General features: G+C 65.4%; 21 protein-coding genes and 1 pseudogene. 10 read left to right on the top strand and 12 right to left on the bottom strand.

All coding sequences use genetic code 11. The annotated features are described in order from the left end of the window. The first annotated feature begins 187 nt into the window (after nucleotides 1-187). Nucleotides 188-688, top strand: coding sequence for a 50S ribosomal protein L19 (rplS, locus tag FQ775_RS17965; RefSeq protein WP_146298751.1), 501 nt, complete (start codon nucleotides 188-190; stop codon nucleotides 686-688). Between the two features lie 63 nt (nucleotides 689-751). Here rplS and FQ775_RS17960 read toward each other — a convergent pair whose 3' ends face one another. The 6 genes from FQ775_RS17960 to ccmA form a co-directional block, all read right to left on the bottom strand. After that, complete coding sequence (locus FQ775_RS17960; RefSeq protein ID WP_146298750.1) at nucleotides 752-1,333, bottom strand: DsbE family thiol:disulfide interchange protein; 582 nt, start codon at nucleotides 1,331-1,333, stop codon at nucleotides 752-754. Next, nucleotides 1,330-1,500 (bottom strand): heme exporter protein CcmD, encoded by a 171-nt coding sequence (ccmD, locus tag FQ775_RS17955; protein WP_146298749.1) that lies wholly within the window; start codon nucleotides 1,498-1,500, stop codon nucleotides 1,330-1,332. Before ccmD ends, FQ775_RS17960 begins: the two co-directional genes overlap by 4 nt. Beyond that, entirely contained in the window at nucleotides 1,497-2,270 is a 774-nt protein-coding gene (locus FQ775_RS17950) for a heme ABC transporter permease (protein WP_146298748.1), read from the bottom strand. The genes ccmD and FQ775_RS17950 overlap by 4 nt, the downstream gene beginning before the upstream one ends. Before the next feature lie 93 nt (nucleotides 2,271-2,363). Beyond that, nucleotides 2,364-2,771 carry an ACT domain-containing protein gene (locus FQ775_RS17945; protein WP_146298747.1) on the bottom strand — a complete coding sequence of 136 codons (408 nt, stop codon included), beginning with the start codon at nucleotides 2,769-2,771 and terminating at the stop codon, nucleotides 2,364-2,366. A gap of 5 nt (nucleotides 2,772-2,776) precedes the next feature. Further along, entirely contained in the window at nucleotides 2,777-3,442 is a 666-nt protein-coding gene (gene ccmB / locus FQ775_RS17940; protein WP_146298746.1) for a heme exporter protein CcmB, read from the bottom strand. Nucleotide 3,443: 1 nt separating this feature from the next. Continuing rightward, nucleotides 3,444-4,049, bottom strand: coding sequence for a heme ABC exporter ATP-binding protein CcmA (ccmA, locus tag FQ775_RS17935; protein WP_146298745.1), 606 nt, complete (start codon nucleotides 4,047-4,049; stop codon nucleotides 3,444-3,446). Between the two features lie 276 nt (nucleotides 4,050-4,325). On the opposite strand from ccmA, the gene acnA reads away from it, so the two are divergent. Together acnA and FQ775_RS17925 are read left to right on the top strand one after the other, a co-directional pair. Then, the gene (gene acnA / locus FQ775_RS17930) at nucleotides 4,326-7,019 is read left to right on the top strand and encodes an aconitate hydratase AcnA (RefSeq protein ID WP_146298744.1); all 2,694 of its coding nucleotides are present in this window, start codon (nucleotides 4,326-4,328) and stop codon (nucleotides 7,017-7,019) included. A gap of 78 nt (nucleotides 7,020-7,097) precedes the next feature. After that, nucleotides 7,098-7,448: a VOC family protein gene (locus tag FQ775_RS17925; protein ID WP_146298743.1), complete on the top strand. Its 351-nt coding sequence runs from the start codon at nucleotides 7,098-7,100 to the stop codon at nucleotides 7,446-7,448. Here the strand turns inward: FQ775_RS17925 and FQ775_RS17920 are convergent. Further along, the gene (locus tag FQ775_RS17920) at nucleotides 7,426-8,112 is read right to left on the bottom strand and encodes a ceramidase (RefSeq protein WP_146298742.1); all 687 of its coding nucleotides are present in this window, start codon (nucleotides 8,110-8,112) and stop codon (nucleotides 7,426-7,428) included. The genes FQ775_RS17925 and FQ775_RS17920 overlap by 23 nt on opposite strands. A 141-nt stretch (nucleotides 8,113-8,253) precedes the next feature. Here FQ775_RS17920 and FQ775_RS17915 point away from each other — a divergent pair, with 141 nt between their 5' ends. Continuing rightward, nucleotides 8,254-9,015, top strand: coding sequence for a DUF1223 domain-containing protein (locus tag FQ775_RS17915; protein WP_146298741.1), 762 nt, complete (start codon nucleotides 8,254-8,256; stop codon nucleotides 9,013-9,015). Between the two features lie 381 nt (nucleotides 9,016-9,396). Beyond that, entirely contained in the window at nucleotides 9,397-9,783 is a 387-nt protein-coding gene (locus FQ775_RS17910; protein ID WP_146298740.1) for a DUF2794 domain-containing protein, read from the top strand. A gap of 27 nt (nucleotides 9,784-9,810) precedes the next feature. On the opposite strand, the gene FQ775_RS17905 is transcribed toward FQ775_RS17910, so the two are convergent. The 4 genes from FQ775_RS17905 to FQ775_RS17890 all read right to left on the bottom strand — a co-directional run bounded on the left by FQ775_RS17905 (nucleotide 9,811) and on the right by FQ775_RS17890 (nucleotide 14,692). Continuing rightward, the gene (locus FQ775_RS17905) at nucleotides 9,811-10,377 is read right to left on the bottom strand and encodes a GNAT family N-acetyltransferase (RefSeq protein WP_146298739.1); all 567 of its coding nucleotides are present in this window, start codon (nucleotides 10,375-10,377) and stop codon (nucleotides 9,811-9,813) included. A 105-nt stretch (nucleotides 10,378-10,482) separates the two neighbouring features. Next, nucleotides 10,483-11,226 (bottom strand): Bax inhibitor-1/YccA family protein, encoded by a 744-nt coding sequence (locus FQ775_RS17900; protein WP_146298738.1) that lies wholly within the window; start codon nucleotides 11,224-11,226, stop codon nucleotides 10,483-10,485. A 215-nt stretch (nucleotides 11,227-11,441) separates the two neighbouring features. Next, nucleotides 11,442-13,991 carry an ABC transporter permease gene (locus tag FQ775_RS17895; RefSeq protein WP_146298737.1) on the bottom strand — a complete coding sequence of 850 codons (2,550 nt, stop codon included), beginning with the start codon at nucleotides 13,989-13,991 and terminating at the stop codon, nucleotides 11,442-11,444. Between the two features lie 2 nt (nucleotides 13,992-13,993). Next, nucleotides 13,994-14,692: an ABC transporter ATP-binding protein gene (locus FQ775_RS17890; RefSeq protein WP_146298736.1), complete on the bottom strand. Its 699-nt coding sequence runs from the start codon at nucleotides 14,690-14,692 to the stop codon at nucleotides 13,994-13,996. A gap of 88 nt (nucleotides 14,693-14,780) precedes the next feature. Between FQ775_RS17890 and FQ775_RS17885 the strand changes: the two genes are divergently transcribed. Both FQ775_RS17885 and thpR read left to right on the top strand, forming a co-directional pair. Continuing rightward, nucleotides 14,781-15,434, top strand: coding sequence for an arylesterase (locus FQ775_RS17885; RefSeq protein ID WP_146298735.1), 654 nt, complete (start codon nucleotides 14,781-14,783; stop codon nucleotides 15,432-15,434). Nucleotides 15,435-15,522: 88 nt separating this feature from the next. Beyond that, nucleotides 15,523-16,119 (top strand): RNA 2',3'-cyclic phosphodiesterase, encoded by a 597-nt coding sequence (gene thpR, locus FQ775_RS17880; protein ID WP_146298734.1) that lies wholly within the window; start codon nucleotides 15,523-15,525, stop codon nucleotides 16,117-16,119. Here the strand turns inward: thpR and FQ775_RS17875 are convergent. Beyond that, nucleotides 16,062-16,541, bottom strand: coding sequence for a low molecular weight protein-tyrosine-phosphatase (locus FQ775_RS17875; protein ID WP_146298733.1), 480 nt, complete (start codon nucleotides 16,539-16,541; stop codon nucleotides 16,062-16,064). The genes thpR and FQ775_RS17875 overlap by 58 nt on opposite strands. A gap of 48 nt (nucleotides 16,542-16,589) precedes the next feature. Between FQ775_RS17875 and FQ775_RS17870 the strand changes: the two are divergent. From FQ775_RS17870 to FQ775_RS17860, 3 genes and pseudogenes are all read left to right on the top strand, one after another. Then, nucleotides 16,590-16,935: pseudogene (locus FQ775_RS17870) on the top strand (4a-hydroxytetrahydrobiopterin dehydratase). Between the two features lie 5 nt (nucleotides 16,936-16,940). Beyond that, the gene (locus FQ775_RS17865; RefSeq protein ID WP_146298732.1) at nucleotides 16,941-17,321 is read left to right on the top strand and encodes a YkvA family protein; all 381 of its coding nucleotides are present in this window, start codon (nucleotides 16,941-16,943) and stop codon (nucleotides 17,319-17,321) included. A 253-nt stretch (nucleotides 17,322-17,574) separates the two neighbouring features. Next, entirely contained in the window at nucleotides 17,575-18,078 is a 504-nt protein-coding gene (locus FQ775_RS17860) for an invasion associated locus B family protein (RefSeq protein ID WP_146298731.1), read from the top strand. Nucleotide 18,079 lies beyond the last annotated feature (1 nt).

Below are 18,079 nucleotides of genomic sequence, written 5' to 3'. Positions count from 1 at the left end.
AGGTGACAAAGCCGGCCGAAGCGTGTAAGAGCCCGCCGACTGGAAGCACGGTCTTCCGGAACCGTCAACAAGAACGGTGAATCCGCCCTGCCTTGCGTCGCTGGCGCAACGGCATTGCCGCGAGGTTTCGAACCGAGGGCAACAGTCGGGCGCTCTGGCTGTCGAGAACAAAGAAAGGTTTGAGACGATGGACCTCATCCGTCAGCTCGAGGCCGAGCAGGCCGCGAAGATCGAAGAAAAGCGCAAGCTCCCCGAATTCGAACCCGGCGACACCGTGCGCGTTCAGGTGCGCGTCACCGAGGGCACCCGCACCCGCGTGCAGGCCTTCGAAGGCGTCTGCATCGCGCGCTCCGGCTCGGGCTTCCAGGAGAACTTCACCGTCCGCAAGATCTCCTATGGCGAAGGTGTGGAGCGTGTGTTCCCGGTCTTCTCGCCCATGATCGAGGGCGTCGAGATCGTGCGCCGCGGCAAGGTGCGCCGCGCCAAGCTCTATTATTTGCGTGACCGTCGCGGCAAGTCGGCCCGCATCACCGAGAACACCGGCGTGCGCGCGCGCAAGCTGAACGAGGCCGAGCGCCAGGCCGCGCAAGCCGAGAAGGCGCGGCTGGAAGCCGAGAAGGTTGCGGCAGCCGAAGCGCTGGCGGCCGAAAAGGCGGCAGCCGAAGCCGCGGAGAACAGCGGCGAATAGGCTGCTTGACTGTTACGTGCAAAAGGCGGCTTCGGCCGCCTTTTTTGTCGCCCGCGGAGAAGGCTATGGTGCCTTGAGAGCGTTCTCGATCGCCGGCAGCAACTGCCGCGCCACGCTTTGCGGCGTCAGCGGGCCGACATGCTTGAACAGGACCGTGCCGTCGCGGCCGACGAGGAAGGTCTCCGGTACGCCGTAGACGCCCCAGTTGATCGCCGTGCGGCCATTGTCGTCGGCGCCAATGGCCGAATAAGGGTTGCCGAGTTCGCCAAGGAAGCGGCGGGCGTTTTCGGGCGGGTCCTTGTAGTTCAGTCCGGTGATGCGGAAGCGGTCGTCGCCAGCAAGCTGCATCAGCAGCGGGTGTTCCTGCCGGCACGGCGCGCACCACGACGCCCAGACATTCACCACCGTGACATGGCCGGCGAAGTCCGAGCTGTCGAGGCCGGGCAGGCCAAGCCCCTCGACCGGCGGCAGGTCGGTCTCCGGCGCCGGCTGGCCGATCAGTGCGGAGGGGATGGTGGCGTTGTCGCGCCCCGACAGGAGCTGCAGCAGGAACACCGCCGCCAGCGCGAAAAACACCGCCAGCGGTATAAAGACCAGCCAGCGCCGCCTCGGATTGCCTTGCGCGGTCGCGGTCTCGCTGGTCATGCCTCCGCCTCGGTCGCCTTCTGCGAGCGGCGGCGAATGCCGCTGGCTTCCAGTTCGGCCAGTTCCGCCTTGCGGGCGCGCTGGTCGACCCACATCCAGACGACGAGGCCGCCGATCGCAAAAGCCGAGAGCCCGTAGGCGGCGGCAACGTAAAGCGCGTGGGTCATGGCGTCACGCCGCTCCCCCGTTCGGCGCGGCGGGCGCTGAGCCTGCGCATGGCGATCACCCTGCGGCGCCAGATCTCGGCCCGCATCGCCATCAGGTGCAGGGTGAAGAACAAAAGCGTGAAGCCGAGCGCCGAAATCATCAGCGGCCACAGCAGACTCGGATGGATGGTCGGCCCGTCGAGGCGGAAGACCGAGGCCGGCTGGTGCAGCGTGTTCCACCAGTCGACAGAGAACTTGATGATCGGGATGTTGATGACGCCGACCAGCGTCACGATCGCGGCGGCCCGCGCCGAGCGCGTCGGGTCGTCGAGCGCCCGGGTCAGCGCAATGAGGCCGAGATACATCAGGAAAAGCACGAAGACCGAGGTCAGCCGCGCGTCCCAGACCCACCAGGTGCCCCACATCGGCTTGCCCCAGATCGAGCCGGTCAGGAGCGCAAGGGCGGTGAAGACGGCGCCGATCGGCGCGGCCGCCTTGAGCGCGACATCGGCGAGCGGATGGCGCCAGACCAGCGTGCCGAGCGCGGAGACCGCCATCAGCGCGTAGCACATCATGGCGAGCCAGGCGAAAGGCACATGGATATACATGATGCGGACGGTGATGCCCTGCTGATAGTCCTCGGGCGCGGCAAACCCCATGGCGAGCCCGGTGGCGATCGACACTGCCGAAAGCCCGGCGAGCCAGGGGACCAGCCTGTCGGCCAGCGCCAAAAAGCGCGTCGGATTGGCCAGGTCGCTCCAGCGCGGGGAAGAAAGGGCGGTTTGGCTCATGCCTTCTCCTTAGCGCCAGTCCCGTTCCGCTGCAATTGACCGCGATCAAAGCCGCGTGACCGCGCGGTTGCGCCGCAGCGGCGGGGGACGACGTCATTTTGCGGCATTGCGGGCCATTTCCGTCAGAATTGCGACGGCATCCGCGGCCCGATCGGCGGGCACGAAGAGGTGGTCGTGAAAATAGGCTGACACCGGATTGACGCCGATGCCTGCCGCCGCCAGCCGCGGCAGGATGGCGGCAAGGAAACCGACCGCGGCCAGCGAGGAGTGGATGTCGAGCGTGATCATGCGGCAAGGGAAGGTTCCTTCGAGGCCCGCGGCTATTGCCGCCGCGTGCTCGACGATCAGCGTCGTGCCTTCGGCCTCGGCGCAACGCATCAGCGGCGTCAGCCCCGCCGGCTCAACCGTCCCGGGGGCGATGGTGACGAAGACATAGGTCTCAGGTTGCAGGCGCGGCGCCATCGCAGCCAGCAGGGTGTCGAGGTCGGTTTCGCCAGTCATCGCCGTCAGTCCGCCGCCCATCTGAGCGCGGCGGCGGCAGCAACCGGACCGAGCACGGCAAAAAACATGGTGAGCGCCAGCATGATCAGGAAGGGCGGCAGGAAAGGGTCCGGGTCGGTGACGGCGGCGTAGCTCGCCGAAACGCCGAAGATCAGCACCGGGATCGCCAGCGGCAGGACGAGGACCGAAACCAGCAGGCCGCCGCGCGGCAGGGCGACGGCGACGGCGGCGCCGGCGGCGCCGATGAAGGCGATCGCCGGGGTTCCGAACAGGAGCGTCAGCGTCGCGGCGCCGATCGCCGCCGGGCTCATGTTCATGAACAGACCAAGCAGGGGCGCGGCAACGACCAGCGGCAGGATGCTCGCCGTCCAGTGGGCGGCGCATTTGACGAAGACGGCAAGCGACAGCATGCGGCGATCGCGATTGAGGATCATCAGGTCGAGAGCGCCGTCGTCGCGGTCGGCCTGGAACAGACGGTCGAGGCCAAGCAGGCCGGCGAAAAGCGCGCCGATCCAGAGGATCGCCGGGCCGATACGGGCGAGGAGGTTCAGGTCCGGACCGACGCCGAAGGGAATGACGGCAATCACCGCAAGGAAGAACAGGATGCCGACCAGCGCTCCGCCGCCGGCGCGGATGCCGAGCCGCAGGTCGCGGAGATAGAGGGCTAGCATGTCATGCCTCGCCCATCCGCAACTCCTGCGTCTGCTCCAGCCCGAGCGGCAGGTGGGTGGCGGCGAGGATGATGCCGCCATCCTCGCAATGCGCGTCCATGAGATCGGCGAACTGTCGTTCCGAGGCGCGGTCGAGACCGGCGGTCGGCTCGTCGAGCAGCCAGACCGGGCGGTAGCTCACCAGCAGTCTGGCGATCGCAACGCGCCTTCGCTGGCCGGTCGAAAGATAGCCGAATGGCAGGTGGCCGATCGCGTCGAGGCCGACCATCTCCAGAGCCTCGGGCACAGTCAGGTGCGGGGCGCCGAGATAGTCGCGCCAGAAGCTCAGGTTCTCGGTGACGGTCAGCGCGGTCTTCATGCCGTTCTGGTGGCCGAGGTAATGGCAGGCGGAGGCGAGATCGGGCCATTCTTCCGACGTTGGCTCAAGCGCCACGCCGCCGCCGGCAACCGGCAGCAGGCCTGCCACGACGCGCAAAAGCGTGGACTTGCCGGCGCCGTTGGGGCCGGTCACGACAAGCGCGTCGCCCTCATCGAGCGAAAAGGAAATGCCGGAAAAGACGGTTTCGCCACCGCGCTCCCCGGCCAGATTGTCGGCGACGAGGCGCATCCGACTCCTGCCATTCATGTCGTCGCGAGACCGGATGTGCGGTGCGGCAAAATTCCCGGTCGCCAGACTGGAATCCTGTTTAGAAATTCTCTAAGACGACGGCAACCGTGCCAGCGGTCGGCACGGCAACCAATTTGCGCCGGACCGGCGCCCGCCGCCTTGAACGGACGGGACGCCCGGGAGCGGACAGCGGAAATGGCCGTACCCGCACCTCTGCGCAGCATGCCACAGGAGTCCGTTCCCGCTTTGGCTGAACAGACCAGGATGGGATCGCACGTGTCAAAATCACTCGACAGCTTCAATTGCCGCCGCACGCTCAAGGTGGGCGAGCAGGAGTACATCTATTTCAGCCTGACCGAGGCGGAAAAGAACGGCCTTGACGGCATCTCGCGGCTTCCGTTCTCGATGAAGGTGCTGCTCGAGAACCTTTTGCGCAACGAGGACGGCCGCTCCGTCACCAAGGCCGACATCGAGGCGATTGCCGCCTGGATCGACGACAAGGGCTCGGCCGGCTACGAGATCGCCTACCGCCCGGCGCGTGTCCTGATGCAGGACTTCACCGGCGTTCCGGCGGTGGTCGACCTTGCCGCCATGCGCGACGGTATCAAGGCGCTGGGTGGCGACCCGCAGAAGATCAACCCGCTGGTGCCTGTCGACCTCGTCATCGACCATTCGGTGATCGTCGACGAATTCGGCAATCCGAACGCCTTCGCGCGCAATGTCGAGCTCGAATATCAGCGCAACGGCGAGCGCTACAGGTTCCTGAAGTGGGGCCAGCAGGCGTTCAAGAATTTCCGCGTCGTGCCGCCCGGCACCGGCATCTGCCACCAGGTCAATCTCGAATATCTCGGCCAGACAGTGTGGACCAAGGACGAGAACGGCGAGACGGTCGCCTATCCCGACACCTGCGTCGGCACCGATTCGCACACCACCATGATCAACGGCCTCGGCGTGCTCGGCTGGGGCGTCGGCGGCATCGAGGCCGAGGCTGCCATGCTCGGGCAGCCGATCTCGATGCTGTTGCCGGAGGTGATCGGCTTCAAGCTGACCGGGAAGCTCAAGGAAGGCGTGACGGCGACCGACCTCGTGCTCACCGTTACCCAGATGCTGCGCAAGAAGGGCGTGGTCGGCAAGTTCGTCGAATTCTTCGGCGACGGGCTCGACGACCTGACCCTCGCCGACGCCGCCACCATCGGCAATATGAGCCCGGAATATGGCGCGACCTGCGGCTTCTTCCCGGTCGATTCCGAAACGCTGCGCTACCTCGACGTCTCGGGCCGCTCCAAGGACCGCGTGGCGCTTGTGGAAGCCTATTCCAAGGCGCAGGGCATGTTCCGCGAGACGGGGACCGAACATCCGGTCTTCACCGACACGCTGGAACTCGACCTCGGCGACGTCGTGCCGTCGATGGCCGGCCCGAAGCGCCCGGAAGGCCGCATCGCGCTCGACAAGATCGCGCCGGGCTTCGAGGAGGCCCTGGTCTCCGAGTACAAGAAGGACGCTTCGGCGAAGGACAAGCGCTGGGCGGTCGAGGGCGAGGATTACGATCTCGGCCATGGCGACGTCGCGATCGCGGCGATCACGTCGTGCACCAACACCTCCAACCCGTCGGTGCTGATCGGCGCCGGGCTGCTGGCGCGCAACGCCAACCGGCTCGGCCTCAAGCAGAAGCCCTGGGTCAAGACCTCGCTGGCCCCCGGCTCTCAGGTGGTGGCCGAATATCTGGACAAGTCGGGCCTGCAGAAGGAGCTCGACCAGATCGGATTCAACCTTGTCGGTTTCGGCTGCACCACTTGCATCGGCAATTCCGGGCCGCTCAACGCGCCGATCTCGAAAACGATCAACGACAAGGGCCTGATCGCGGCTGGCGTGCTTTCGGGCAACCGCAATTTCGAGGGCCGCATCTCGCCAGACGTGCAGGCGAACTACCTGGCTTCGCCGCCGCTCGTCGTCGCCTATGCATTGGCCGGTTCGGTCGCGATCGACCTGACCAGCGAGCCGATCGGCCAGGACAGGGACGGCAAGGACGTGTTCCTGAAGGACATCTGGCCCTCCAACCAGGAGATCCAGGACTTCATCCAGAAGCATGTCACGCGCGAGCTGTTCGAGACCAAATATGCCGACGTCTTCAAGGGCGACGACAATTGGCGCGCCGTCGAGGCGCCGGCCAGCGAGACCTATGCCTGGGACGACCATTCGACCTATGTGCAGAACCCGCCCTACTTCGCCGGCATGGCCAAGACGGCGGGCGACGTCAGCGACATCAAGGGCGCGCGGGTGCTCGGTCTGTTCGGCGACAAGATAACCACCGACCACATCTCGCCCGCCGGTTCGATCAAGGCGCAGTCGCCGGCCGGCAAGTACCTGATGGACAACGGCGTCGGCGTCACCGACTTCAACCAGTACGGCACGCGGCGCGGCAATCACGAAGTGATGATGCGCGGCACCTTTGCCAATATCCGCATCCGCAACTTCATGCTGGGCGAAAACGGACGCGAGGGCGGCTACACGATCCACTATCCGTCCAAGGAGGAGATGTCGATCTACGACGCGGCGATGCGCTACAGGGAAGAAGGCGTGCCGCTGGTGATCTTCGCCGGGGTCGAATACGGCAACGGTTCGTCGCGCGACTGGGCGGCGAAGGGCACGAACCTGCTCGGTGTGCGCGCGGTGATCGCCCAGTCGTTCGAGCGCATCCACCGTTCCAACCTGGTCGGCATGGGCGTCATCCCCTTCGTGCTGGAGGACGGCGTTTCCTGGGCCTCGCTCGGCCTGAAGGGCGACGAGAAGGTCAGCATCGAAGGGCTGGAAACGATCAAGCCGCGCCAGAAGCTGGTCGCCAAGGTGACCTTCGCTGACGGAAGCGAGAAGGATGTGCCGATCCTCTGCCGCATCGATACGCTCGACGAGCTCGACTACTTCAAGAATGGCGGCATCCTGCAATACGTGCTGCGCGACCTCGCGGCCTGACGGCAGCGAGGGTATCTTATCGACAGATACGGCCTTCCCGTCGCGGGGAGGCCGCTTTCGTTCCGGGAGCACTACGATATGAAGGTCAAGCGTATCGTCGCCAATGTCGCGACGCAGGAGATCAACGCCGCGAAGCGGTTCTACGGCGACGTTCTCGGCCTCGATGTGCTGATGGATCAGGGCTGGATCGCCACCTACGGCGCCGACGAGGCGGCGCGGGTGCAGATCAGCTTCATGACCGAGGGCGGTTCAGGCACGCCCGTGCCGGATCTGTCGATAGAGGTCGACGATGTCGACACGGCGCTGGATGCGATGCAGAGGGCCGGCTTCGAGGCCGAGTATGGTCCCGCCGACGAGCCCTGGGGTGTACGGCGCTTCTTCGTGCGCGATCCCTTCGGCAAGCTGGTCAATATTCTCCAGCACCTTTGACCGGGGGCGGCCGGCGGCCATGCCTGGCCGTCGCCGCTAGGAGCACGCCGAGCATCAGCCCGTTCAGCGTATGCCAGAGGAAATGCGTGCCGGTGGGGATGGCGGAGCAGACATCGCCATCGATGGTGCGGAAGGCCGCCGAGACGATGAAGATCGCGGCCGCGGCGAGATTGTACCAGCCGGCCGGGTGGCCGCGCACGACCAGCCAACTGCCGAAGAAGAACAGCGCCAGCCAGGCCGGCAGGTAGCCGATGGTGCCGTTGGTGGCGGCATCGAGCCAGGCCGGCAGCGACCAGGTGATCAGGCCGGCGGCCGCATAGAAGGCAATGAAGATCGCGATCGTGCGGCCCCAGCCCATGCCGAGGAAGCGGCGCAGGTTGAAGATCGTGTAGGCGAAGGTAAAGCCGGCGATCGGCAGGATGTCGGCCCAGATCGTCAGGCGGTTGGCGAAGGTGTGGAAAAGCCCGGAGCCGATGCCGATCGCCACCACCCACCATGCCAGCACCATGGCGAAGCCACCGGTGTCGTTCGAGCGCACCGCGCGTACGCCCCAGAGACCGGCGGCGACAAAGGCGAGATTGGTGAGCGCATTCAGCGGTTCGGACCAGAATTCCGGCCCGGTGCGCTCGCAGTAGATGTCGATGGCCTCGAGGAGTTGTGACATGTTCGTTCCGTGCGCTTGCGCCCACACCATGGGGCGGATGGTGTCACCGCAACGTGACTTCCTCTTGAACTTGCCATCTGCCTAGTCTGCAGGCAGTGGTATCCGGGCGTCGCGTGTCCGGACTGTGGATCGGAATCAAGAATGAAGCCTTATCATCTCCTGAAGCTGGCCGCTGCCGGCGCCATGCTGGCATGTGCGGCGGCGCTGGCGAATGCCGAAGAACGCTCCCGCCCGCTCGGCGTGGTCGAGCTGTTCACCAGCCAGGGGTGCAATTCCTGCCCGCGCGCCGATGCCTATTTCGGCGAACTCGCGCAATCGGGCGACGTCGTGGCGCTGGCCTATCACGTCGACTATTGGGACTATCTCGGCTGGCGCGACACGATGGGCAGCCCGGAAAACACGACGCGCCAGTATGAATATGCCCGCTCACTGGGGGAACGGGCGGTCTACACACCGCAGGCGATCGTCAATGGCCGCGTGCATATGAACGGCGCCAGCCGCGCGAAAGTCGGCTCGGCGCTGGACACGATGGCCAGGGAAGGCAAGGGCCTCATCGTCGACATCAAGCTCGAGGAAGGCGTCGACAGTGTCATCATCGAAGCAGGCAAGGCCCCGGACGGCTACGGCAAGGCGAACCTGGTGCTGGTCTATTTCGATCCGGTGACCCCTGTCGAGATCAAGCGCGGCGAGAATGCCGGCAAGACCATCACCTACTGGAACGCGGTTTCCGGGGTGCAGTCGGTGGGCATGTGGCACGGCAAGCCAATGCGGGTGGAGATCCCGGCCATGGAACTGAAGAAACGCGGCGCTGCCGGTTGCGCGGTGCTCCTGCAGGGGATCGGCAAGAACGGCAATCCCGGGCCGATCCTCGGTGCGGCGATCGTCGGCGCACCCGCAAGCTGAGCCGCAAACGTCAAGACATCTCGTTTTTCGGAAGAATTTTGCCGATGCTGGCCCCGAGGGGCCGGAGGTTGGTTCGGCCCAGCGAAGACACCGTGGGCGGGGGGCTTGGGGTTACAGCGTCAGCGCCAGACCGAACCGTCTCAGGCAACGATTGGATGTTCGCCGCGTATTGGGGCCGGAAGCGGGACAATTCGCGGCAGGAATGTGGCGACCAATCACCAATTCCGACAAGCTGTCCCTGTTCGTGACCTGACGTAACCTGGGATCCGGCATCTGCCGCGCAGATGGTGCCGACCGGCGACCGGCAGCCGCTGGGGGTTGCAATTCGATCGCGAAAGCGCGACCCTTTTCGTCGCCAAACTGTCATGAAAGGCTGCGCCCATGGTCGAACGCGCCGAAGGAGCGGAGGACACAGACGGCTCCGCGATGCTGATCCCGCTTCACGAGGCGAGGCGGGATCGACGAGAAGGCCCCGTCACTTTCGAGCGGCGTGAACTCGACCAGATTCTCAAGCTTTACGGGCGCATGGTCGCCGCCAATGAATGGCGCGACTACGCCATCGACCATCTCTCCGACCGGGCGGTGTTTTCGGTGTTCAGGCGCACCAGCGAGGTGCCGCTGTTCCAGATCGTCAAGAATCCGCGGCTGGCGCGCAAGCAGGGCGCCTATTCGGTCGTCGCCGCCACCGGTCTGATCATGAAGCGCGGCCACGAACTGGCTCGGGTGCTCAACGTCTTCGACAAGCGGCTGAAGCTGGTCGAGGCCTGAAGGCGGACCCGCGAGTCCGGCGATCGTTCAGATTCCCTCGCGAAAATTCCGTTCGGGCAGCGAGGCCGCGTCGGGCGGCGTCGCCGTACCGTCGTTCAGCATCAGTTGCATGAAGACGGTGTCGAGCCAGCGGCCGTGCTTGTAGCCCGAACCTTCGAGGCGTCCGGCATGGCGGAAGCCGAGCGCTGCGTGAAGCTGCACCGACGCCAGATTGCGGGCGCCATCGCCGATGACCGCCGTCATCTGGCGGAAGCCGAGCGCCGTCGCCTCATCAATCAACCTGGCGAGAAGCTTTTTTCCCAGTCCCCGCCCCTGGGCGACCGGCGCCAGATAGATCGAATCCTCGACGATGAAGCGGTAGGCGCGGCGCGGGCGGAACGGACCCGCATAGGCATAGCCGACGACGGCGTCATCCTCGGCGACGAAATAGGGATAGCCGCGCTCGGCCAGCGCATCGAAACGCGCGGCCATCTCGGCCTTCGACGGCGGCTCCAGCTCATAGCTCGCCGTGCCGTTGGCCACGGCGTCGGCGTAGATCGCGGTGATCGCCCCGATATCGGTTCGTTCGGCGGGCCTGATCGTCAGCGTGCTCATCGTGTATGCATTGGTTCGACCTGCCCGGATATCAAGCAGAGGCTCTGGCAAATGAAAAGGGCGGCCCGCAAGCCGCCCTTCGCATCTTGATTGTTTCAGCCGCACCTATTCGCGATTGCCCAGGAAATGGAGCAGGAACATGAACAGGTTGATGAAGTCGAGGTAGAGGCGCAGGGCGCCCATGATCGACTTGCGGCCGGCGACCGCTTCGTCATCGCCCTCGTAATACATCTCCTTGATCTGCTGCGTGTCGTAGGCGGTGAGGCCGGCGAAGATGAGCACGCCGATCACAGAGATCGCGAACTGCAGCGCGGTCGAACCAAGGAAGATGTTGACGATCATCGCGATGATCAGGCCGAACAGACCCATCACCAGGAACGAGCCCATCGCCGACAGGTCGCGCTTGGTCGTGTAACCGTAGAGCGACAGGCCGCCGAAGGCGGTCGCGGTGATGAAGAAGGTCCGCACGATCGAGGTGCCGGTGTAGACGAGGAAGATCGTCGACAGCGACATGCCGACGAGGCCGGCATAGACCCAGAAGGTTGTCTGCGCCGCCGGCACGCTCATGCGGTGGATCCTGAACGACAGGAAAAAGACCATCGCCAGCGGGGCGAGGATCACGACCCAGCGGAAGGCGCTGGCATAGATCAGCTGACCAAAGGCCGTCAGCTGGCCGTCGGACACGGCGAAATTGAAGGTACCCCAGGCGGCGAGCCCGGTTATTGCGAGGCCGAGCGCCATCAGGTTGTAAACCTTCAGCATATAGGCGCGCAGGCCTTCGTCTATAGCGGCGTCGGCGCGGGCGTCCGCGGTCGCGACACGCGCATTGTAGTTGCGAAGGTCAGCCATGGTTTCCTCTTAACTGCTCATGTCTCGTCGGGTGTCGGGCGCACGCCCAGGCGCCGCTGGCGAGACTCCAGCATGCCTGCGCAGAATATGATTACTCTTTGCGGCAAGGACAAGTCCGCTCTGCGGCCTAAAGGCCCGCAGATGCGGGTTTTTTGCAGCTTTCAGCCGGTCAGAACCGCGAAAGGTTCACCAATCGTTAGCGAACCGGCGGCCTCTCAGAGATTGCGCAGCACCGGGGCGGCCTTGTGCCCCAGCACGCGCCAGGTGCCGACCAGCCCGAATCCAATCGTCAGAACCAGAGCCAGAAGGATAGTGGTGACGGCGATCTCGGGCATGAAGGTGACCGGCAGCGCCATGATCTGCGCGACCACATACCAGGCCGCGACGGAGCCGGCCGCGAGCGCGAAAACCGCGGTTGCGAGACCGATCAGGCCGTATTCGAGCGAAAAGGCCGTCATCAGCGTGCCACGCGTGGCGCCGAGCGTCTTCAGCACCACGGCGTCGTGGATGCGGGCGCGATTGCCCGCCGCGAGGGCGCCGGAAAGGACGAGCACCGAGGCGATCAGTGCCACCGCGGCGGCGGCGCGGATGGCGGTCGCCAACTGCGCGACCAGGCGGTTGACGATCTCCAGCGCGTCCTTGACCCGGACGGTGGTGACGGCGGGAAAGGCGCGCGTGACGGCGTTGAGGATACGCGCCTCGTCGTCGGCCGTCGCGTCGGGCGCGGTCAGCGTCGCCAGCCAACTGTGCGGCGCGCCGGCGAAGGTGTTGGGCGAAAACACCATGACGAAGTTGATCGACAGCGATTCCCACTCGACGGCGCGGAAATTGGCGATGCGGGCGGTGATGTTGCGGCCGAGGACGTTGACGGTAATGGTGTCGCCGATGGCGAGGCCAAGTTCCCCGCCCTCCTCGGCCGCGAAGGACACCAGCGGTTCGCCGGCATAGTCCGCCGGCCACCACTCGCCCGCTGCCAGCGAGGCGTTTTCCGGCACGGTTTCGGAATAGGTAACCCCGCGATCGCCGCGCAGCACCCAGCGACCTTCTGGCGGCACCTCGACCTTCTGCACGTCGACGCCGTTCAGTTCCATGATGCGGCCCCGCAGCATCGGAACCTTCATCAGATTCCCGCCGCCGCTCTCCTTGCCGACCAGGTCGGCGAAGGCGTCGACCTCCGCGTTCTGGATATCGACGAAGAAGAAATTGGGCGCGCGTTCGGGCAGGTTGCCGGTGATCTGGTTGCGCAGATTGCCGTCGATCAGCGCAAGCGTGACGAGCAGGGTCAGGCCAAGCCCGAGCGCGAGCACGACAGATGGTGTCAGCGCACCGGGCCGGTGGATGTTGCCGACGGCGAGCCGCAGCGCTGTCGAACGCAGGCGCGGGCTGCGTCGCGCCAGCCACTGCACGAGATGACCGACAAGACGCAACACGATGAAGGAAGCGATGGTGGCGCCGACGAAGATCGTCGCGATCCTGCGATCGTCGGAAAACCAGATCGCCAGCAAGGCCAGCAGGCCGACGATCACCAGTGCCGCCGCCACATAGAGCGGCGCCGGCAGGCCACTCGATTCGAAACCGGCTTCGCGGAACAAGGCCGTTGCCGGCACCGCGCGCGCCCGTCCGAGCGGCAGCAGCGCGAAAGCGAGCGTGACCAGGAAGCCGAACAGGGCGGCGACAGCCAATGCGTCCCAGTAGATGGCCGCCTCGCTTGGAACCGGCAGCACGGAGGACAGCGCAGCACCGGCCAAGAATGGCATTGCCGCGGCAAGGACAAGGCCGACGGCGATGCCGATCATCGCGATCATCAGGATCTGAACGAGATAGAGCGCGAACACGAAGCCACCCGACGCGCCGAGGCTTTTCAGGCTGGCAATCACGCTGCGCTTGCCGTCGAGATAGGCGCGCACGGCGTTGGCGACGCCGACGCCGCCGACCACCAGCGCGGTCAGGCCGACCAGCGTCAAAAACTGCGAGAAGCGCTCGATGTTGGACGACAGCGCGGGCGCGGCGTTTGCGCGCGAGCGGATGCTCCAGCCGGCTTCGGGAAATTCCGCGCGCGCCCGCTCGGCGATGCGCGCGATATCGGCCTCGCTCGACCCCGCGGGCAGGCGCAGCTTGTAGGCAATCTCGACCAGGCTGCCGCGTTGCATGAGACCGGATGCCGCTATGCCGTCGAGCGATACCATCAGCCGTGGCGCGAAGCCGAAGCCGTCGGAGACGAGGTCCGGCTCGCTGTCGATCACCGCCCGCAACTCGAAGGTGGCGTTGCCAAGTTTCAGCCGGTCGCCGGTTTCGAGGCCGAGGCGGTCGAAAAGCAGCGGCGGCGCGGCGGCGCCGAAAACGCCATCGCTCTCGGCGAAAAGCGCGCCGTTGTCGAGCGGCGGTGTGGTTTCGAGAGCGCCAAACAGCGGATAACGGTCGCCGACCGCCTTGACCTCGACCAGGGTCTGGTCGGAACCGTCTGGCAGCCGCGCCATGGAACGCATGCCGGCGCTTTCGGCAACATCGCCGAAGCTCGCCATGAACGCGCGCTCTTCATCGCTTGCCTGCCGGTGGACCAGTTCGAAGCGGATGTCGCCGCCCAGGAGCACCTGGCCCTCGGAGGCGACCCCGGTGGTGATGGCGCGGGCGACGGAATTGACGCCGCCTATCGCCGCGACACCGAGCGCAATGCAGGCGAGGAAGATCAGGAAGCCGGAAAGGCCGCCGCGCATCTCGCGCAGCGAAAAATTGAAGGCCAGGCGGAAGGTTTGCGCGGCGTTCATCGTCAGGCGGAGACCGCCTGGGCGGCCGGCGCCGGCTCGATGCGGCCGGAGCGCATGGCGACCTGACGGGCGCAGCGTCCTGCGAGTGCAGGGTCGTGGGTGACCAGAAGCAGGGTCATGGCGCGCTCCTGGGCCTTGGCGAACAGCAGGTCCGCGATCTGGCGGCCGGTGGCCTGGTCGAGATTGCCGGTCGGCTCGTCGGCGATCAGGATCTTCGGTTCCGGCGCCAGGGCACGGGCAATCGCCACGCGCTGCTGTTCGCCGCCCGACAGTTCGCCCGGATAGTGGGTGACGCGGTCCTTGAGCCCGACCGCGGCGAGTTCGGCAGCGGCCACGCCGAACGGGTCGGCATGGCCTGCAAGCTCCAGCGGCACCGCAACGTTTTCGAGCGCCGTCATGTTGGGAATGAGATGGAAGGACTGGAAGACGATGCCGATGTTGCGGCCGCGGAAGGCGGCGATGTCGTCCTCGCTGCGGCCGTTCAATGCCTCGCCGGCGATGCGAACCGTGCCGGCGTCGACCGATTCGAGCCCGGCGATCACCATCAGCAAGGTCGACTTGCCGGACCCGGAGGGGCCGACGATGCCGGTCGCCTCGCCGGCGCTGATGTCGAGATCGATCCCTTTCAGGACATGGACGCGGGACGCGCCGTGACCGAGCGTCAGCGACACCTGCCTCAGTTCGATTACCGTTTTGGTCACTGCAAAACGTTCCTATATGGTGGCGACAAGGGGCTGAGCGTGCCGGCACGGCGGAACCGCCGCGTCCGGATCATATGGGTGTTGGTGCATGGGTTTCAAACAGACCGCTCCGGCTTTCGTCATCGGGCTGCTTGTCCTGGCCGCCTCGGCGGGTTTGTCGCGGGCCGGCACGGACATTGTCGGCTTTGGTGACAGCCTGATGGCGGGTTACCAGCTGGCGCCGGGCGAATCCTTCCCTGAACGGCTGGAGGTTGCGCTCAAGGCGAAAGGCTACGAGGTGACGGTCGTCAATGCCGGCGTTTCCGGAGACACCAGCAGCGGCGGACTGTCGCGGCTCGACTGGTCTGTCCCCGACGGCACCGATCTGGTCATCCTCGAACTCGGTGCGAACGACATGTTGCGTGGCCTTCCTCCGCAGGTCACGGAAAAGAACCTCGACGAGATGATCTCGCGGCTGAAGGAGCGCGGTATCGACGTCGTGCTCGCCGGGATGCTGGCGGCACCCAATCTGGGTGCCGACTACGCGGAAGCCTTTGATGGCATCTTCCCACGACTGGCGGAACGTCACGATCTGACCCTGATTCCGTTCTTCATGGAGGGGGTTGCCGCCGATCCGAAGCTTCTGCTTTCCGACGGAATGCATCCGACCGCGGAAGGAGTCGACCGCATGGTCGAAGAGGCGCTGCCCTATGTCGAGCGCGCGCTCGACGGCGTCGCGGGGGTTGGCGACGGCAGCGGCTGAGAAAAAGCCGGAACCTGAATGCTGCGGACTTGCCGCCGCGCCCAAACGATGATTCGCTGAACGTGAAGAGCGATTCGAGGAGGTAGCCATGCCGCGACTTTTCACCGCCCTCGAGATACCGCGCGATGCCGCACTCTCGCTCTCCCTGCTCCGCGGCGGCCTGCCCGGAGCGCGCTGGATCGATGTCGAGAACTACCACATCACCTTGCGCTTCATCGGCGATGTCGAGGGCCGCGTCGCCGACGACATCGCCAACGGACTCGACCGGGTGCGGCGCCCGGCCTTCCAGATACACCTCTCCGGGGTCGGCACCTTCGGCAGCAAGAAGCCACATGCCCTCTGGGCCGGGGTGGCGCCGTCCTCCGAACTTTTCGGTCTGCAGAGCGAGATCGATCGTATCTGCCTGCGCCACGGGGCGGCGGCCGACCCGCGCAAATTCACGCCGCACGTCACGCTGGCGCGGCTGCGCAACGCCGCATCGCATGAACTCGCCGCCTACCTGTCCGGACGCGGCAATTTCGCCACCGCACCGTTCAAGGTAGCCCGCTTCGTGCTGATGTCGTCACGCGAATCGGTGGGTGGCGGCCCCTATGTCGTGGAAGAGGCGTGGCCGCTGTCCGCAGCCGGTCATGCGTCGACGAGCCTGCCGGCCAGCGCTTCCGACGCGATGCGGATCATGCGGTAGACACGTTCGAAGCCGTCGGCGCCACCATAATAGGGGTCCGGGACGTCCATGCCCCGGCTCTCGGCAAACTCCGTTAACAGGGCGACGACCGCGGGCGAACCCTCCGGTGAACGCATTTGCAGGTCGCGAAGATTTGCGCGGTCCATGGCCAGGATCAGGTCGAAGCGGGCGAAGTCTGCCTCCGTGACCTGGCGTGCCCGCTGCCCGCTGATGTCTATGCCGTGCCGGGCGGCGACCTCGATCGAGCGCGGGTCGGGCGCCGATCCCTGGTGCCAGGCGTCGGTGCCGGCGGAGTCGATCGTGAAGTGGCTGGCGATGCCGCGCTTTTCGATCACGTTGCGAAAGACGCCCTCCGCGAGCGGCGAACGGCAGATGTTGCCGAGGCAGACAAAAAGGATGGCGATGCGGGGCTGCGTGTTCATGGCACCTGCGTTATCGTCGGGTGGGCGTCGATAGTACGGACAGATACCATGGCGAGAGAGAAACTGGGACAGGACGCGGTTGCCGAGGCGTTGAACGAAGTCGACGGCTGGATGATGGTCGACGGGCGCGAGGCGATCACCAAGACCTTCGTCTTCCGCAATTTCAGCGAGGCGTTTGCGTTCATGACGCGATCGGCGCTGGCAGCCGAAAAGCTCGACCACCACCCGGAGTGGTCGAACGTCTACAAGACGGTCGAGGGTGACCCTGTCGACCCACGACGCCGGCGGCTTGACCGAGCTTGATTTCAAGCTGGCGAAGAGAATGAACGGCTTCGCCGGGGGTAGGCGCGGCTTGCGGATGCGGCCGAACGTCCCCACATCGTTGTCATGGTGAGGACGATGGACCACGACCGGATATCCGAGGTGCTGGCGCCCGTCGACGAGGCGGAAAACCAGCGTCGCGACCGTCGCGTGCGCTCGAAATTCACCTCGACGCTGAAGCGCGCCGCGCGGCAAGTGCCGTTCATGGACGAACTCGTCGCGGCCTATTATTGCGCCCTGGACGAAAAGACACCGACGCGTGTTCGCGGCGTGCTGCTGGCGGCTTTGGCCTATTTCGTGCTGCCGCTCGATTCGATCCCGGATTTCCTGTTCGGTTTCGGCTTCACAGACGATGTCGCCGTGTTGAGTGCGGCGATCGCGGCCATCCGCAACCATATCACCCCGGCACATCGCGCTGCGGCGCAGGCGTTCTTGCGCGAGGACGCTGACAACGGCTAGCCGGCGAGGCAATCGGCCCGCGCGCCGAAACTGACAAACTCTCGCCGTTTTCCTGCGCTTTTTCCGATAAGTCGGCCGGTTCGGGCCATTCCGCCAGCGCGGAAGCGGGCCTTGGCCGCGACGAAATCGGGCACATCAATCCGGGGCGGATTCACCCTTTGGTAACTCCGATTAACTAAATTTAAGAGCATGCGGTCCGCAGAGGCCGCGTGAGCGATTCGTTGGATGAGCCACACAGGGAAATGGTAGCGACATGCGTGCACTGATCTCGTTCCTCGCAGGAGCGGCGGCCCTCTTGGCGGCAGGATCGGCCGGAGCACAAACGGCCACCAAAGTCGGCCAGCACAATGCCTGGGGGACCTATTCGTACCAATCCGGCAACGGCAAGGTCTGCTACGTGCTGTCGGTTCCGACAGAGAAGCAGCCGGCGTCGCTGGATCATGGCGACATCTTCTTTTTCGTCAGCCAGAAGCCGGGGCAGAACGTCGCCTACGAGCCGCAGTTCATCGCGGCCTACAATCTCAAGGAAGACTCCAAGGTGTCGGTGAAGGTCGGCGACCGTTCGTTCTCGCTGTTCACCAAGGGCAAGTCGGCCTGGCTGGAAAACGCCGCCGAGGAGCCTCAGCTGGTTGCGGCGATGAAGGCCGGTTCGGTGATGTCGGTCAACGCGATGTCGGGGCGCGGCAACGAGACCAGCTATTCGTTCTCCCTGAGAGGCATCACGGCGGCACTCAACTCGATCTCCGACTGCAAATAGG

Source organism: Nitratireductor mangrovi (assembly GCF_007922615.2).
Lineage (GTDB): Bacteria > Pseudomonadota > Alphaproteobacteria > Rhizobiales > Rhizobiaceae > Mangrovimarina > Mangrovimarina mangrovi.
The sequence above is the reverse complement of the archived record's forward strand: the minus strand, read 5'-3'. Positions and strand labels throughout refer to the sequence as shown.

What these genes read in the sequence shown, in the direction of transcription:
- FQ775_RS17900 (WP_146298738.1), bottom strand. Translation starts at nt 11,226, where the DNA reads ATGGCTGACCTTCGCAACTACAATGCGCGTGTCGCGACCGCGGACGCC.
- FQ775_RS17950 (WP_146298748.1), bottom strand. Translation starts at nt 2,270, where the DNA reads ATGAGCCAAACCGCCCTTTCTTCCCCGCGCTGGAGCGACCTGGCCAAT.
- FQ775_RS17885 (WP_146298735.1), top strand. Translation starts at nt 14,781, where the DNA reads ATGGGTTTCAAACAGACCGCTCCGGCTTTCGTCATCGGGCTGCTTGTC.
- FQ775_RS17905 (WP_146298739.1), bottom strand. Translation starts at nt 10,377, where the DNA reads ATGAGCACGCTGACGATCAGGCCCGCCGAACGAACCGATATCGGGGCG.
- rplS (WP_146298751.1), top strand. Translation starts at nt 188, where the DNA reads ATGGACCTCATCCGTCAGCTCGAGGCCGAGCAGGCCGCGAAGATCGAA.
- FQ775_RS17925 (WP_146298743.1), top strand. Translation starts at nt 7,098, where the DNA reads ATGAAGGTCAAGCGTATCGTCGCCAATGTCGCGACGCAGGAGATCAAC.
- ccmB (WP_146298746.1), bottom strand. Translation starts at nt 3,442, where the DNA reads ATGCTAGCCCTCTATCTCCGCGACCTGCGGCTCGGCATCCGCGCCGGC.
- ccmD (WP_146298749.1), bottom strand. Translation starts at nt 1,500, where the DNA reads ATGACCCACGCGCTTTACGTTGCCGCCGCCTACGGGCTCTCGGCTTTT.
- FQ775_RS17945 (WP_146298747.1), bottom strand. Translation starts at nt 2,771, where the DNA reads ATGACTGGCGAAACCGACCTCGACACCCTGCTGGCTGCGATGGCGCCG.
- FQ775_RS17895 (WP_146298737.1), bottom strand. Translation starts at nt 13,991, where the DNA reads ATGAACGCCGCGCAAACCTTCCGCCTGGCCTTCAATTTTTCGCTGCGC.
- FQ775_RS17960 (WP_146298750.1), bottom strand. Translation starts at nt 1,333, where the DNA reads ATGACCAGCGAGACCGCGACCGCGCAAGGCAATCCGAGGCGGCGCTGG.
- FQ775_RS17915 (WP_146298741.1), top strand. Translation starts at nt 8,254, where the DNA reads ATGAAGCCTTATCATCTCCTGAAGCTGGCCGCTGCCGGCGCCATGCTG.
- ccmA (WP_146298745.1), bottom strand. Translation starts at nt 4,049, where the DNA reads ATGCGCCTCGTCGCCGACAATCTGGCCGGGGAGCGCGGTGGCGAAACC.
- FQ775_RS17920 (WP_146298742.1), bottom strand. Translation starts at nt 8,112, where the DNA reads ATGTCACAACTCCTCGAGGCCATCGACATCTACTGCGAGCGCACCGGG.
- FQ775_RS17865 (WP_146298732.1), top strand. Translation starts at nt 16,941, where the DNA reads ATGGACCACGACCGGATATCCGAGGTGCTGGCGCCCGTCGACGAGGCG.
- thpR (WP_146298734.1), top strand. Translation starts at nt 15,523, where the DNA reads ATGCCGCGACTTTTCACCGCCCTCGAGATACCGCGCGATGCCGCACTC.
- FQ775_RS17910 (WP_146298740.1), top strand. Translation starts at nt 9,397, where the DNA reads ATGGTCGAACGCGCCGAAGGAGCGGAGGACACAGACGGCTCCGCGATG.
- FQ775_RS17875 (WP_146298733.1), bottom strand. Translation starts at nt 16,541, where the DNA reads ATGAACACGCAGCCCCGCATCGCCATCCTTTTTGTCTGCCTCGGCAAC.
- FQ775_RS17860 (WP_146298731.1), top strand. Translation starts at nt 17,575, where the DNA reads ATGCGTGCACTGATCTCGTTCCTCGCAGGAGCGGCGGCCCTCTTGGCG.